Annotated in this window: 11 protein-coding genes; 6 read left to right on the top strand and 5 right to left on the bottom strand. The window is 71.0% G+C overall.

Annotated features, from left to right (window positions below; translation table 11 throughout):
* Positions 1–112 precede the first annotated feature (112 nt).
* The 4 genes from OHT01_RS19040 (at position 113) to OHT01_RS19025 (ending at position 4,731) form a co-directional block, all read left to right on the top strand.
* Complete coding sequence (locus tag OHT01_RS19040) at positions 113–1,405, top strand: aspartate kinase (protein WP_328554336.1); 1,293 nt, start codon at positions 113–115, stop codon at positions 1,403–1,405.
* Positions 1,402–2,463 carry an aspartate-semialdehyde dehydrogenase gene (locus tag OHT01_RS19035; RefSeq protein WP_328554335.1) on the top strand — a complete coding sequence of 354 codons (1,062 nt, stop codon included), beginning with the start codon at positions 1,402–1,404 and terminating at the stop codon, positions 2,461–2,463. The genes OHT01_RS19040 and OHT01_RS19035 overlap by 4 nt, the downstream gene beginning before the upstream one ends.
* Positions 2,464–3,034: 571 nt before the next feature.
* The gene (locus tag OHT01_RS19030) at positions 3,035–3,610 is read left to right on the top strand and encodes a SigE family RNA polymerase sigma factor (RefSeq protein ID WP_328558171.1); all 576 of its coding nucleotides are present in this window, start codon (positions 3,035–3,037) and stop codon (positions 3,608–3,610) included.
* Between the two features lie 83 nt (positions 3,611–3,693).
* Positions 3,694–4,731 carry a hypothetical protein gene (locus OHT01_RS19025; protein WP_328554334.1) on the top strand — a complete coding sequence of 346 codons (1,038 nt, stop codon included), beginning with the start codon at positions 3,694–3,696 and terminating at the stop codon, positions 4,729–4,731.
* Between the two features lie 131 nt (positions 4,732–4,862).
* On the opposite strand, the gene OHT01_RS19020 is transcribed toward OHT01_RS19025, so the two are convergent.
* Together OHT01_RS19020 and OHT01_RS19015 are read right to left on the bottom strand one after the other, a co-directional pair.
* Entirely contained in the window at positions 4,863–5,702 is an 840-nt protein-coding gene (locus OHT01_RS19020; protein WP_328554333.1) for an SURF1 family protein, read from the bottom strand.
* A 49-nt stretch (positions 5,703–5,751) separates the two neighbouring features.
* Positions 5,752–6,126: a nuclear transport factor 2 family protein gene (locus OHT01_RS19015; protein WP_328554332.1), complete on the bottom strand. Its 375-nt coding sequence runs from the start codon at positions 6,124–6,126 to the stop codon at positions 5,752–5,754.
* 128 nt (positions 6,127–6,254) lie between these two features.
* Between OHT01_RS19015 and OHT01_RS19010 the strand changes: the two genes are divergently transcribed.
* Positions 6,255–8,087: a S9 family peptidase gene (locus OHT01_RS19010; protein ID WP_328554331.1), complete on the top strand. Its 1,833-nt coding sequence runs from the start codon at positions 6,255–6,257 to the stop codon at positions 8,085–8,087.
* Positions 8,088–8,218: 131 nt separating this feature from the next.
* On the opposite strand, the gene OHT01_RS19005 is transcribed toward OHT01_RS19010, so the two are convergent.
* The 3 genes from OHT01_RS19005 to OHT01_RS18995 all read right to left on the bottom strand — a co-directional run bounded on the left by OHT01_RS19005 (position 8,219) and on the right by OHT01_RS18995 (position 13,304).
* A complete protein-coding gene (locus OHT01_RS19005; protein WP_328558170.1) occupies positions 8,219–10,183 on the bottom strand; it encodes an NAD-binding protein in 1,965 nt (654 codons plus the stop codon).
* 360 nt (positions 10,184–10,543) lie between these two features.
* Positions 10,544–12,184 carry an outer membrane protein assembly factor BamB family protein gene (locus tag OHT01_RS19000; RefSeq protein WP_328554330.1) on the bottom strand — a complete coding sequence of 547 codons (1,641 nt, stop codon included), beginning with the start codon at positions 12,182–12,184 and terminating at the stop codon, positions 10,544–10,546.
* Between the two features lie 109 nt (positions 12,185–12,293).
* Positions 12,294–13,304: a glycoside hydrolase family 26 protein gene (locus tag OHT01_RS18995; protein ID WP_328554329.1), complete on the bottom strand. Its 1,011-nt coding sequence runs from the start codon at positions 13,302–13,304 to the stop codon at positions 12,294–12,296.
* A 222-nt stretch (positions 13,305–13,526) separates the two neighbouring features.
* On the opposite strand from OHT01_RS18995, the gene OHT01_RS18990 reads away from it, so the two are divergent.
* A complete protein-coding gene (locus tag OHT01_RS18990) occupies positions 13,527–14,039 on the top strand; it encodes a hypothetical protein (RefSeq protein ID WP_328554328.1) in 513 nt (170 codons plus the stop codon).

Below are 14,039 nucleotides of genomic sequence, written 5' to 3'. Positions count from 1 at the left end.
TCGTGAGCGGGACATCTCACGATGCGATACCCCGGAAGGGAAATCCGGCCGCTCGTTAGACTGAGCCGACCGCAGTAGTGCGGTGCAGAGACGGACTGATCGAGGAGCGCACGTGGGCCTTGTCGTGCAGAAGTACGGAGGTTCCTCCGTAGCCGATGCCGAGGGCATCAAGCGCGTCGCCAAGCGGATCGTGGAAGCGAAGAAGAACGGCCACCAGGTGGTCGTGGTCGTTTCCGCGATGGGCGACACGACGGACGAGCTGATCGATCTCGCCGAGCAGGTGTCTCCGATGCCCAGCGGACGAGAGTTCGACATGCTGCTGACCGCCGGAGAGCGGATCTCCATGGCCCTGCTGGCGATGGCGATCAAGAACCTGGGCCACAGCGCCCAGAGCTTCACCGGCAGCCAGGCAGGCGTCATCACCGACTCGGTCCACAACAAAGCGCGGATCATCGACGTCACCCCGGGCCGTATCCGTACGGCGCTCGACGAGGGCAACATCGCCATCGTCGCCGGTTTCCAGGGTGTCTCGCAGGACAAGAAGGACATCACCACGCTGGGCCGCGGCGGCTCCGACACCACGGCCGTCGCACTGGCCGCGGCGCTCGACGCCGAGGTGTGCGAGATCTACACCGACGTGGACGGCGTGTTCACCGCCGACCCGCGCGTGGTGAAGAAGGCGAAGAAGATCGACTGGATCGCCTTCGAGGACATGCTGGAGCTCGCGGCCTCCGGCTCCAAGGTGCTGCTCCACCGCTGTGTGGAATACGCCCGCCGCTACGACATCCCGATCCATGTGCGCTCGTCCTTCAGCGGACTTCAGGGCACCTGGGTCAGCAGCGCACCACTCGTTCGAAAGACACAGCAGCAAGGGGACCAGAAGGTGGAGCAGGCCATCATTTCCGGTGTCGCTCACGACACCTCCGAGGCCAAGGTCACGGTCGTCGGTGTGCCGGACAAGCCGGGCGAGGCCGCCGCGATCTTCCGTGCCATCGCCAACGCCGAGATCAACATCGACATGATCGTGCAGAACGTGTCGGCGGCGACCACGGGCCTGACGGACATCTCCTTCACCCTCCCGAAGACCGAGGGCCGCAAGGCCATCGACGCCCTGGAGAAGGCGAAGGGTGTGATCGGCTTCGAGTCCCTGCGCTACGACGACCAGATCGGCAAGATCTCGCTGGTCGGCGCGGGCATGAAGACGAACCCGGGTGTCACGGCAGGCTTCTTCGAGGCGCTCACCGACGCCGGGGTCAACATCGAGCTGATCTCGACCTCCGAGATCCGTATCTCCGTGGTCACCCGTGCCGACGACGTCAACGAGGCCGTGCGCGCCGTGCACACAGCCTTCGGACTCGACTCCGACAGCGACGAGGCCGTCGTCTACGGAGGCACCGGGCGATGACCGGACGACCGACGCTCGCGGTCGTGGGTGCGACCGGGGCCGTCGGCACGGTCATGCTCCAGATCCTGTCCCAGCACGCGGACATCTGGGGCGAGATCCGTCTGATCGCCTCGCCGCGCTCGGCCGGCCGCAAGCTGGCCGTGCGCGGCGTCGAGGTGGAAGTGGTGGCCCTGTCGGAGGAGGCCTTCGACGGGGTCGAAGTCGCCATGTTCGACGTACCGGACGAGGTGGCCGCCCAGTGGGCGCCGATCGCCGCCGCCAAGGGCGCGGTCGTCGTCGACAACTCCGGCGCCTTCCGGATGGACCCGGAAGTCCCCCTCGTCGTCCCCGAGGTCAATCCGCACGCCGCCCGGGTGCGCCCGCGCGGGATCGTCGCCAACCCGAACTGCACGACGCTTTCCATGATCGTGGCGCTCGGCGCCCTGCACGCCGAGTTCGGACTGCGTGAGCTCGTCGTCTCCTCGTACCAGGCGGTCAGCGGTGCCGGCCGCGCGGGCGTCGACACCCTGCGCCGGCAGATGTCCCTGGTCGCGGGCACGGAACTGGGGAACAGCCCCGGTGACGTACGCCGCGCGGTGGGCGACGACACGGGCCCGTTCCCGGAGCCGGTCGCCCTGAACGTGGTGCCGTGGGCCGGGTCGCTCGCCGAGGACGGCTGGTCCTCGGAGGAGATGAAGGTACGTGACGAGACCCGCAAGATCCTCGGGCTGCCCGGTCTGAAGGTCGCGGTGACCTGTGTCCGCGTCCCCGTCGTCACCACGCACTCGCTGACCGTGCACGCCCGCTTCCAGGACGAGGTGACCGTCGACAAGGCGCGGGAGATCCTGGCCACCGCACCCGGAGTCGTGCTGTTCGACAATCCGGCCGCCGGGGAGTTCCCCACCCCCGCGGACGTGGTCGGAACCGACCCGACCTGGGTGGGCCGGGTCCGCCGGGCACTGGACGACGCGACGGCCCTCGAACTGTTCGTGTGCGGGGACAACCTGCGCAAGGGCGCGGCCCTGAACACCGCCCAGATCGCGGAACTGGTGGCCGCGGAGATCATCAGGACCTCCTAGGCCCGTTTCCACGTCCGGGAATCGGCTCCCCGGGCTCCGCGCGGCGGTGGGGCCGCGGGGCGTGCGCTCCGCACGTTCTGCGCTCCTGGCGGGTCCGGGCCGTAATCCCGATGCTCTGCGGGCGGTGGGTTTGTAGGATCTATGTCGGTCCAGTGATCAACTTAATGGTCCGGACCACTTGAACGGACCGGTGTCGGCGTTCGAAGATTTTGCTCCCTGTCCCGCGCAACCGCGCGGAGTGCGGGGAGCGTCTTTGCGCTCGCCATTTGAGGCGTCCGGGGGGCGGCAGAACATTGGGCACGGGAGAAGAGCTGTTACGCATGAGGGCATCTGGTGCACGGTCGCGGGCGCTGAACGGTGTGACGGCGGACGCTCCGGGGGGTGTTGCGGGGGACGGGATCCCGGCCTCCCGAACATCCGGTGCGAATGTGTTGCCCGTCGCGTACAACCCTGCCGGGGGGACGTGTGTCCAACTGGCGTGGCAGAGGTACTCGAATTCACTGCGGTACAGACAAGGGGCACGGCCCTGCGTCCACCCCGCCGACTCCGCAGCCCCGGCGCGCCCGGCGGCATGCCGGTGATCGCGCCCATGCCCTCTACGCGGCCCGCCCGCATCCCGAATCAGCGTGACGGTGCCGAGGACGGTCTGGCGGCGGGTACCACCGTCGACCATCTCACCGAGACCTACCGGGCGCACTACCGGTCGCTCCTCGGTCTCGCGGCGCTGCTGCTCGACGACACGGCCTCCTGCGAGGACGTCGTCCAGGAGGCCTTCATCCGGGTGCACTCGGCGCGCAAACGCGTCCGGGACCCGGAGAAGACGCTCGCCTATCTGCGCCAGACCGTCGTCAACCTGTCGCGCTCGGCCCTGCGTCGGCGCATCCTCGGCCTCAAGCTCCTCTCGAAGCCGATGCCCGACATGGCGAGCGCCGAGGAAGGCGCGTACGACCAGTTGGAGCGCGACGCGCTGATCAAGGCGATGAAGGGACTCCAGCGCCGCCAGCGCGAGGTCCTGGTCCTGCGCTACTTCGCGGACATGACGGAGGCTCAGGTCGCGGAGACGCTCGGCGTCTCCCTGGGGTCGGTGAAGGCGTACGGCTCGCGGGGCATCGCCGCGCTCCGCGTCGCCATGGGGGCCTCGGCATGAGCGGGTACGACGACCGGAGGCGCCCCGAGGACGAGGGGCGCCCGGAACACGAGCACAAGCAATCGCACGCTGGGAACGGAATTGTGAAACACGGCCCCGACGAACAGCCCGACATCCTGGACACGGTCGGACTGGGAACCGACGGGCTCGCCGGCGACGAGCTGGCACTGCGCCGGCTGCTGCACCAGGCCGTCCAGGAGATCGAACCCACCGACGGCACCCTGGACCGTCTGCGCCGGGCGGTCCCGGCCCGACGGGCCCGCAAGCGCCAGGCCGTCGTCGGCATGGCCGCGGCGGCGCTCCTCATCGGCACGGCGATCCCGGCGTTCGTCCACGTCTCCAACTCCTCCGGGTCGAACGCCGACCCGTCCATCGCGGCCAACAGCTCGCAGGCCCAGGGCGGCGTGAGCCAGGGCAAGAGCTCGGACGGCTACGGCAAGGACGGGGGCGGCTCCGCCGGCACGTCCAAGGACAACAGCGCAAACGGCCAGACGCAGAAACCGGGCGACAAGGACAAGGGCGTCAACGGTGCCGCGACGGGCGGTGCCGGTCCCTCGGCCTCCGCCTCGACCGACACCGCGTGCACGGCGGACCAGCTCGGCGGCGCCTCCGGTACCTCCGCCGGTCCGGACTCCACCGGCGCGGTCTACGGCTCCTTCACCGTCTCGAACGTCTCGGCCACCGCCTGTACGGTCACCGGCGCCGGCACGGTCAACACGCTGGCCCAGGGTGCGGCGGACGCCTCCAAGGTCGGCGTGGCGACGCATGTGGCGGGCGACGCGGCGGCCGGGCTGCCCGATCCCTCCACGGAGGTCACCTCCGTGGTGCTCCAGCCGGGCGGGTCGTACGTGGTGAAGTTCGCCTGGGTTCCCGCGGCGACCTGTCCTGCCACGGCGGAGCCCTCACCGGACCCGACTTCGTCGCAGGGCGCGACCGACGGCGGCACCACCTCCGACGCGGCCGTCGGCGTCTCGCCGCAGCTCCTGTTCGAGGACGGTGTGCAGGACGGCAGCGTCATCGTCTCCAGCACGGCGGCGACGGGCGGCGCGACGGCATCGGTCACCGTGCCCAACGCCTGCGCGGGCACCGTCTACCACACGGGGATCCTGGCCTCGTCCTGAGTCCTGACGAGGGTGGGACGCGGGGCGGAGCCGTACTCGGGTTCGCCCCGGAAGCCCCGGAAGCCCTGGCACGCCCGCTGCCGTGGCCGCGGGTCGTCCGGTCTGTTCAGGCCGTGGCCCGGCACGCCCGCTCAGGCGGTGGCGGACGGTGACACCGAGGTGGTGTCGGTGCCCTCGGACCGCTTCTCCGGGGCGGCCGGAGTGTCCGTGTCGTCAGGGAGCAGCCCCAGTTCGGCATCGCGGGCGAACTCCACCTCGCGGCGCAGCAGCCGGAACCACATGAAGACGACGAAGCCGGCGAAGACGAACCACTCGCCGGTGTAGCCGAGGTTCTGGAACGCCTTGAGGTCCAGGCCCGTGTTGTCCGGGGCGGTCGGCGGCACCGCCTTCATTCCGGAGTCGGCCTTGTCGAGGGTGATCCACGCGTCGTACGGGGTGTACGGAACGAGGTTCACCAGCGACGCCGAACTGATCGCCGCCGTCTGTCCCGGGGGAAGCCCGCCGACCGCGCTGACCCCGTTCGAGCCGGGGCTCTCGGACGCCTGCAGAGCACCCGTGACGGTGACGTCGCCGACGGGTGCGGCCGGAGCCTTCGCCGGGTCGGCGGCACCGGGCAGCCAGCCCCGGACGACGGGCAGCGCCTTGCCGCCGTCGACCCGGAGGAGCGTCAGCACGTAGTACCCGCTCCGGCCGTCCAGTTCCCGGCCGGGTACGAGGAGCTGCTTGCCGTAGCGGCCCGTCGCGGTGGTCTGTCCGCCGGACGTCCGCGTGGTCACGGGCAGCATCTCGGCCAGTGGCCGGGCCGGGTCCGTCGTGGCCGTCGAGGCGGCCTCGTCCGCCGTGCGGTGGTCCCGCACCCGGTCCTCGAACCGCCCCAATTGCCACGACCCCATGAACACGCAGAAGGGGATGGCCAACAGCACGAAGACGTTGATCCCCCACCAGCGGGGCGTCAGCAGGAACCGGTACACGCCTTCCACGGTACGGGGCCGCCCGGCCGGGCTCGGCCGTGGGGCCCGCTCAGTAGCGCTCGGCCAGATGCTCCCGGCCCGCCGGAGGCTCGTACGGCTCGGGCCAGAAGTCGGTCACCGTGGCGATTCGGCCCTCCTCGTCCGCCGTGAAGAACGTGATCGCGTGCATCTCCTCCAGGCCCACCGTGAAATGGGTCCAGGTGACGGCCTGACCGGGCTCGGCCACGACGCGCTCGATCCGGGCGTGCCAGTCGCCCGGATACTCGCGGTTGAACTCGACGTACCGCTGCCTGCCGCTGATGCGCTCCCGCGTCTGCGGCAGCAGGTAGACGACGTCTTCGGCGAGCAGGTCCGCGAACGCTCCCCACTCCCGGGCGTCCGCGGCGGCCCAGTAACTCTCGACGGTCTTGCGCAGATCGGTCATGCGAAAAAGTCTGCACCTCGCCACTGACAACGGCCCTGACCTGCGCACATGTTCGACCGGCCGCGAAGTTGTCCACAGGCTGGGGACCTTGTCGGCGCGGGGACGGCCGGGCCAGGCACTATGGGGCCATGACTGAGAGCATCAGGTCCACCGAGCAGCAGCAGGCAGACATGCCCGACTGGGAGAAGCGCTTCCGGGCACCGCGGGTGTCGCTGCCGGACTGGGCCGAGGACGCCCCGCACCGCTCCCTGTTCGTCTCGAACGCGACGGGGACGTACGAGCTGTACGCGTGGGACCGCGCGACGGGAGAGCAGCGCCAGGTCACCCACCGGGCGAACGGCACGACGGACGGGTTGCTCTCGCCCGACGGCGAGTGGATCTGGTGGTTCGACGACAAGGACGGCGACGAGTTCGGCATCTGGCGGCGCCGCCCGTTCGACGCCGCCCTCGTCGAGGGAGGCGTCGACGAGCCGGCGGTCGCCGGTCTCGAACCCTCCTACTCGGCGGGCCTGGCCATCGGCCGTGACGGGCGTACGGCCGTGGTGGGCCGCTCGACGGACGACGACGGCTCGACGATCCACGTGGCCCGGACCGGCGAGACCCCGGTGGAGATCTACCGGCACCGCGAATCGGCCGGGGTCGGCGATCTGTCGCACGACGGTTCCCTGATCGCGATCGAGCACACCGAGCACGGTGACGCGATGCACTCGGCGCTCAAGGTGCTGCGCCCGGACGGCACGACGGTCGCCGAGCTCGACGACACCGAGGGCGGCACGGTCGAGCTGGGCCTGGAGGTGCTGGGCTTCGCCCCTGTCGACGGGGACAGCAGGCTGCTCATCGGGCATCAGCGGCGCGGTCGCTGGGAGCCCCTGGTGTGGGAGGTGACGACCGGCGAGCAGACGGACCTGGGCCTCGACCTCCCGGGCGACGTGGCCGCCGAGTGGTACCCGGACGGTTCGGCCCTCCTCATCGCGCACAGCTTCGAGGCGCGCAGCGACCTGTGGCGCTACGACCTCGCCTCACACGGGCTGACCGCCGTCGCGACCCCGCCCGGCACGGTCTCCGGGGCGACGGCACGTCCGGACGGGACGGTGGAGTACCTCTGGTCGTCGGCGGCCGAGCCGTCGGCCGTCCGCTCGACGACGGGCGGGATCGTCCTGGACCCGCCCGGCCGGAAGTCCCCGGGATCGGTCCCCGTGGAGGACGTCTGGGTCGAGGGACCGGGCGGCCGTATCCACGCCCTGATCCAGAAGCCGGCGGGCACCACCGGCCCGCTGCCCACCGTCTTCGACATCCACGGTGGCCCGACCTGGCACGACAGCGACTCGTTCGCGGCGGGCCCGGCGGCCTGGGTCGACCACGGCTACGCGGTGGTCCGGGTCAACTACCGCGGTTCCACCGGCTACGGCCGTGCCTGGACCGACGCGCTCAAGCACCGGGTCGGCCTCATCGAGCTGGAGGACATCGCGGCGGTCCGGGAGTGGGCGGTGGTCTCCGGCCTGGCCGACCCCGACCGTCTGATCCTCACCGGCGGCTCCTGGGGCGGCTATCTCACCCTCCTCGGCATCGGCACCCAGCCCGACGCGTGGGCCCTCGGCATCGCCGCCGTCCCGGTCGCCGACTACGTCACGGCGTACCACGACGAGATGGAAGCGCTGAAGGCCATGGACCGCACACTCCTCGGCGGCACGCCGGAAGAGGTCCCCGAGCGTTTCGAGGCGTCCTCCCCGCTGACCTACGTCGACGCGGTCAAGGTCCCCGTCTACATCTCGGCCGGTGTCAACGACCCCCGGTGCCCCATCCGCCAGATCGACAACTACGTCACCCGTCTCGCCGCCCGCGAAGCCGTCCACGAGGTCTACCGCTACGACGCGGGTCACGGCTCCCTGGTCGTCGACGAACGGATCAAGCAGGTCCGCCTGGAACTGGACTTCGCGGAAAGGCACTTGGGGAAGCAGTAGCCCGCAGCCCTTCCGGTCCCTTCCTTTCCGCTACCCCCTTCCCTTCCGGGAGGTTCCCTCGGCGGCGCCTGTGGCCGCCTGGGGACACCTCCCGGAGGGGAGCTCCTCGGAGGACTCCCCGGAGAGGTCGGTCATGTCCCGGCCCGCTGCCGGGGACGCCTGCCGAGCAGCTCCGCGAGACCCCGCCGAGTGGCGGCGAGCACCACGCGGTCCTCCGGCCGCAGGACATAGGTGGAGGGCAGGTCCCAGACCAGCCGGGGGCCACGCGGGGCGGACGCCGGCTCCGCCCGGCGTTCTCCGGGAGTCGCCGTGTCCAGCGCGAGCACCCGCCAGGAGCCCGCCCGGAACGCCTGCCCCACCGTGCGCCCCTCCAGCTGAGGATGCCCGCCCACGTCCACCGCGGCGAACAGCAGCACCCGCCGCTCGACGGGAATCGCCCCGAGGATCTGCCGTCCCATCATCGCCCCCGCGAACGCGGGCGCGGCCAGATGGGACACGCTGCGGCTCCGGGTGAGCGCGTCGGGGTGAGCGGCCCGCAGGGTGCGGTACACGGCCGTCGCGAAGTCGTCGTCGTACAGCCGCAGGACGACACGTAGATCGGGCCGCAGGGTCCGTGCGGACAGCACCGCCTCCAGGTTCATCGTGTCCGCGCTGGTCAACGCCAGCAGCGCGTGCGCCCGATGGATCTTGGCGGCCTCCAGCACACCTTCCTGGGTGACGTCCCCGAGCACCACGGGCACCCGCAGCCGCCGTGCCAGCGCCAGCCCACGCGCCTCGGGATCGGCCTCGACGCACACCACCGGGATGCGCAGCTCCCGCAGCCGGGCGAGCACCCGCGTACCGATCTTGCCGACGCCGAGCAGCACCACGTGCCCGGACAGCCCGCGCGGCGGCTTCCGCAGGGCGGTCCCGCTGCGGAAGGTGCCGAGCGCCTCCAGCACCGCGGCCAGCAGCACCGGCAGCAGCAGCAACCCGACCATGCCGGAACAGAGTTGGAGGATCTGCCGTCCGAGCGGCTCGCCGATGGCCGGGTTGTTGATGGCGAAGAGATCCAGCAGCGTCAGATACGTCGCCTGGAGTGCGGGCTCCCCGGTGACCAGCACCGATGCCACGGCGAGCCCGATCACGCATCCGACGAGTCCCGCGAACGACCAGCGCAGCCGTCGGGAGAGCAGGGAGCCGAACCAAGGGACGACCCCCCGCCCGGCGTTCAGTTCCGGGCCGGAGTACGACACGTTCTCCAGGACGACGATGCCGCGTCCGGTGGCGGCGGCCACCGCCCTTTCGTCGGGCAGGAGTTGAGGCCCCTGCGCGCCACTGCTCTCGGAACCGTCGGCGCCCGCCGGGTCGTTGGTCGTGGCGGACAGCAACGCCAGGGTGCACAGACCCGGATCGGCGACTTCGCCGGGTCCGGGCGGCGGCCGTTCCACCGCACGCAGCATCAGCCCGTCGGTCTGGACGACCTTGCTCGTACCGGCCACGGCGGTCGCGGCCAGCGCGGGTGCGGCGGTGTCGGCGTCGGAGAGCACGGTGGTGGAGGCGTCGTAGGCCGGGCCCGAGGCGGCCCCGGCGTTCGGTGACCCGCCGGCCGTGGTGGCGGCGGCCAGTGCCGAGGCCTGGTCGAGGAGTGCCTCGATGTGCTGCCCGAGACGCCGGTTGTAGAGCCGCAGAACCAGCCGGATCCGCGGGTTGAGCCGTCGGGCGGTGAGGGCGGCACGGATGTTGGTCTCGTCGTCGTCGTACACGAGCGCCAGCGCGGCGGCCTGTTCGACGCCCGCGTAGGCCAGAGCGCCCTCGGTGAGCTCGGCGGCCTCCACCACCCGCTCGGACCCGGGGGCCTCACCGGTCCGGCCACCGCCGCCGCCCGCGGTCCCGTCGTTCCCGCCCCCGCTCCCGACGGCGCCGCCGTTCCCGGAGGCCCGGTTCACCGCCGCGGACACCCGGTCGAACAGGGCCGTGGCCCGCGCCCGCCCGACGACCGGCGGCCGTACCCCGCCCTGCGCGGGCGGCACCACGAGCGTCACCCGCTCGCCGTACACCCCCCGCAACTCGGCGGCCAGCCGATGGGCCAGGGCATCGTCCCCGGCCACCACCATGTGCGCGGCGGCGTCACTCGACGCACTCTGAGACGGAAGATTCCCCACGAGGGAGAAGACTGCCGCACGGGTACGGGTGGTTCCAGTGCCCAGGAGTCTGCGGGAAGTCCGAGGTGGGTTGCGGGAGTTCTGCGCGCGCCGCTCCGGCACCGGGGCGGCCGGATGCCTGAGCGGTCCGTCCACCGGTCCCGGATGGAGGGGCGGAGGGCGAGCGGCTCTGGCCTTGCCGGGCACTCGACAGGGTCTCTCCGCTGCTCTCGGTTCGGGGCCCGAGCAGCGGGAGAGGCACCTGGTCGCGGGGGCACTCGCGTTCCTCGACGCCGGTCCGTGCGGCCGCACCGTGATCAGTGGGAGGCGGCTCTACTGGTACAGCCGCACGCCGCCGTTCGTCCCGAGGGCGTTGAGTTCCAGCATGCCGCCGTCCGGGGTGACGTACACCGTGCCGGAGACGAAGCTCCACTTGCCGTTCCCCACCGGCAGGCCCGCGACCGGGGTGGTGCGACCGGTGCGCGGGTCGATCGAGATGAGCTGCGGGGAGCCGGACGTGGTGACGGCGTAGACCTTGTCCTTCGCCCCGGACGCGGGGACGGCGAGCACCGCGGAGCGGAGGGTCCAGAGTTTGGCGCCGGTGGCGGTGTCGAAGCCGTCGATCACCGTGCTGCCGGCGGACGAGGCGGGGGCGACCAGGACGTTGCCGTAGAGCCGTACGGAGTGGTCGGCGCCGGAGTTGTTGCCGGTCGTCACCTCGTCGTCGCCCACGGCCAGTTTGCGGCCGGTCCCGGTGGCGTCGAAGACCCGCACGGAGTCCTGGCGCGCCGTGTGGACGGAGGCGACCAGCGGTGAGCCGGACAGGACGTGCGTCACATCCGAGTGGGCGCTTTCGGCCTTCCGCCAGATCACCTTTCCGGTCCTGCCGTCGTACGCGGTGAGGGTGAACCTGGTCTTCCGGTCGAGGCAGAAGTCGTCCACCAGCACGACGCCGCCGGTGCCCGAGTCGTAGGCGTTGCAGTAGTGGCCGCGGGCCTTGTAGCCCCATACGCGGCTGCCCGTGCGGACGTCCACACCGCCGAGGAACTTCTCGCTGACGACGGTGGCGACCTCGCCCTGCAGATAGGTCGCGGCGGTCGCCGGCGTGGGGTGCTTGGCGCTGGTCAGCGGCATGGACCAGAGGATCTTGCCGGTGGACGCCTTGACACCGGCCAGCCAGGTGCAGCTGCTGCCGTCCTTGCCGAAGGCGACCGTGCCGATGCCCTGGGCGCTGAGCGTCGGTGACATCGCGCAGGGAACGGTGCCGAGCTTGGCGGCGCCGGCGAAGGACTTGGCCCTCCACACCTGCTTGCCGTCGGTGAGGTCGTAGGCCCGCAGACCGCCTCGGCTGCCGGCCCGGACGAGCAGCTTGTCGGTGAGCCAGCTCCCGATCAACGCGTCGTCGGCGCGCGCGGGTATCTGCCACACCTGCGTCAGCTTCTTCGAGGCAACGGCGGCTGCGGCGTCGTCCTCCTGCTTGAGCATGACGGCGGCGGCCCCGCCGGCGGCGGCGAGGAGGGCAAGGACGAGCACGATCCTGCCCGTCCGCCTGCTCTTCTTGGCCCGCTTGCCGCCCGCGCCCTCGGGGGGCTGCTGCTGCGAGGCGACAGGCCCGGGGTCGCGCAGGCCCGCCCGGTCGAGGACGGTGGTCGCCGCCGACGGGTATCCGGAGTCCTGGTCCGCCGGTTCGCTGCCGCGCCGGATGTGCGGGGGTGTCCGGTGACCCGGCTCGCGCACGGCCTCGTGGGCGCCGGCGCCGGGCTCGGGGAACCGCAGCGGCATGGTGCCGTCCCACCGCGTGTCGGAGGAGCGGCCGTACGGCTCGGCCGACGACCGGCCGTCCCACGGCATGTCCGGCTCCGGCTGGTGCTGTTCCCGGTACGGCTGCGGGTCGGCGGCCGGCTGGCGGGGCCGGAAAGCCCAGCCGTAGTCCTCTTGCGGAGCCCCCTGGCCCGGCGACGATTCCGTCGTCATCTCCGTGATCTCCCCTGGTCGGGCATCCGCAAGCGCCAGCCGCAGTGATGCGCCATGATAAATGTCGTTCCTCACGGGCTTGCGCCCGGCTTCCCCTGCTTGCTCCGGATCAGCCTTTTTTGAACGAATGACCGAACTTGTTCCGGTTCGACTCCACCTGGAACGCGGCCAGCGCATCCATCGAGGTGTTGATCCGCCAGTCCATCAACTGGTCGCCGCCCGGCCAGTCCTTGCGCTGGTCGTACCAGACGAGCCCGATGACGCCGGCTTTCGCGGCGCCCTGGAACAGGTCACGGATGTGCGCACCCTTGCCCTCGCTCTGCGCGACCCCGGTTTCCGCGATCAGCACCGGCTTGCCCGAGAAACCCGAGATCTGGTGCAGGGTGGGCGTGAACAGGCTGGAGAAGGCGACGCCGTCGATCGGCCCGTAGTAGCCGATGAGGCCGACCCAGTCGACGTAGGCGTTGCCGGGGTAGTAGGGGCGCAGCTTGGCGGTCGTGCCCGAGTCGACCACGTGCGGGGTCCACACCCAGATCACGTTGGTGACGCCCTGCGCGGTGAAGATGTCGCGCACGTGCTTCCATGACGCGACGAAGTCGGCGGGCTTGGTGTGCTTGGGGCCCCAGGAGTTCCACGGGCCGTTCATCTCGCCGGCGAAGGAGAGGGCCAACGGCCCGTCGTAGGCGGCGATCTGACCCGCCAGCCGGCGGATGTAGGCGTCGTCCTTGCCCTTGGCGATGTCGGCGAGCGACATGTCGGAGGGCACCAGCGCCATCATGGGCAGTTGGCCGTGCTGCCACAGGAAGGCGTTGCCCTCCGCGTCGAAGTCGTCGCCCCAGGAGCTGTAGTACTCGCGGATGTCGGGGGCCCGTCCGGCCTCTTTGGCGAAGGCGGTGACGATGCCGTACTGCCAGGGCGTCTTGTCGTCGACGACGCCCAGCGCGCGACCGGACGGCCTGAGCATGGACGAGACCTGGAAGCGCGCGGCCGGGGCACCGGCCTTGACCGCCTTGGCGCCGCCCCCGCTTCCCGCACCGCCACAGGCATCCACCAGGAACGTTACGGCGACCATGAGGGCCGCGGCGATCGTCAGGCGGCTGCGGCGGCGGGATATGGCCATGCGGGGAGGTCCGTTCCTGCAGGGGAGCAAGCTGCTTCGCTGGAACTCTACGAGACCCGCGTGACATTCACCGAATCTTCATACTAACCTTGGTACAAGATCGGGGGTGGGTCGGATAATCTCCCTTTCCTCGCACATTGATCTTTTTCCGTACTACTGGCTAACTTTCCGGCAGTGTCGAGCTGGCAGTTGTAACACGATGAAGGAAGCTCGAGGCTGTCGATGACCAGTGCCTCCACGGAGGTGGAGACGGCTCCCGTCTTTGTGGACCAGTCCGGTCAGCGCGGCCGTCGCCTGCGCGGTCTCGGCTGGCTGCTGGGCATCATCTGCACCGGGTTCGTGGTGGCGATGGTCTCCGGCCTGGTCGGAACCCAGTCGCAGGCGCCCGGGCTCACCGTTCCCGGCACCGCGAACACCACGCCGCCCAGCCAGTACCTGAACGCGCCGCTACCCGCGGCTCCAGGCGTGGCCGAGCCCGGGAGCACCACCACCGCCCCGGCGACCACATCCGACGTCATCGCGTCGGTCACCGCCGCGCCGACGGCAGGTACCGCAGGTACCGCAGGTACGGCAGCGACGAACTCCGTATCCGGCGTCACCGCGTCAGTCACCGCTACCCCGGCGGCAGGTACGGCAGCGACGAGCTCCGTGTCCGGCGCCACCGCGTCAGTCACCGCTACCCCGGCGGCAGGTACGGCAGCGACAAGCTCCGTGTCCGGCGCCACCGCTCAGTAG

It is taken from the genome of Streptomyces sp. NBC_00358, assembly GCF_036099295.1.
Taxonomy (GTDB): domain Bacteria; phylum Actinomycetota; class Actinomycetes; order Streptomycetales; family Streptomycetaceae; genus Streptomyces.
This window is presented reverse-complemented; position numbering and strand designations above follow the sequence as displayed.

What these genes read in the sequence shown, in the direction of transcription:
- OHT01_RS18995 (WP_328554329.1), bottom strand. Translation starts at nt 13,304, where the DNA reads ATGGCCATATCCCGCCGCCGCAGCCGCCTGACGATCGCCGCGGCCCTC.
- OHT01_RS19015 (WP_328554332.1), bottom strand. Translation starts at nt 6,126, where the DNA reads ATGACCGATCTGCGCAAGACCGTCGAGAGTTACTGGGCCGCCGCGGAC.
- OHT01_RS19005 (WP_328558170.1), bottom strand. Translation starts at nt 10,183, where the DNA reads ATGGTGGTGGCCGGGGACGATGCCCTGGCCCATCGGCTGGCCGCCGAG.
- OHT01_RS18990 (WP_328554328.1), top strand. Translation starts at nt 13,527, where the DNA reads ATGACCAGTGCCTCCACGGAGGTGGAGACGGCTCCCGTCTTTGTGGAC.
- OHT01_RS19030 (WP_328558171.1), top strand. Translation starts at nt 3,035, where the DNA reads ATGCCGGTGATCGCGCCCATGCCCTCTACGCGGCCCGCCCGCATCCCG.
- OHT01_RS19010 (WP_328554331.1), top strand. Translation starts at nt 6,255, where the DNA reads ATGACTGAGAGCATCAGGTCCACCGAGCAGCAGCAGGCAGACATGCCC.
- OHT01_RS19035 (WP_328554335.1), top strand. Translation starts at nt 1,402, where the DNA reads ATGACCGGACGACCGACGCTCGCGGTCGTGGGTGCGACCGGGGCCGTC.
- OHT01_RS19000 (WP_328554330.1), bottom strand. Translation starts at nt 12,184, where the DNA reads ATGACGACGGAATCGTCGCCGGGCCAGGGGGCTCCGCAAGAGGACTAC.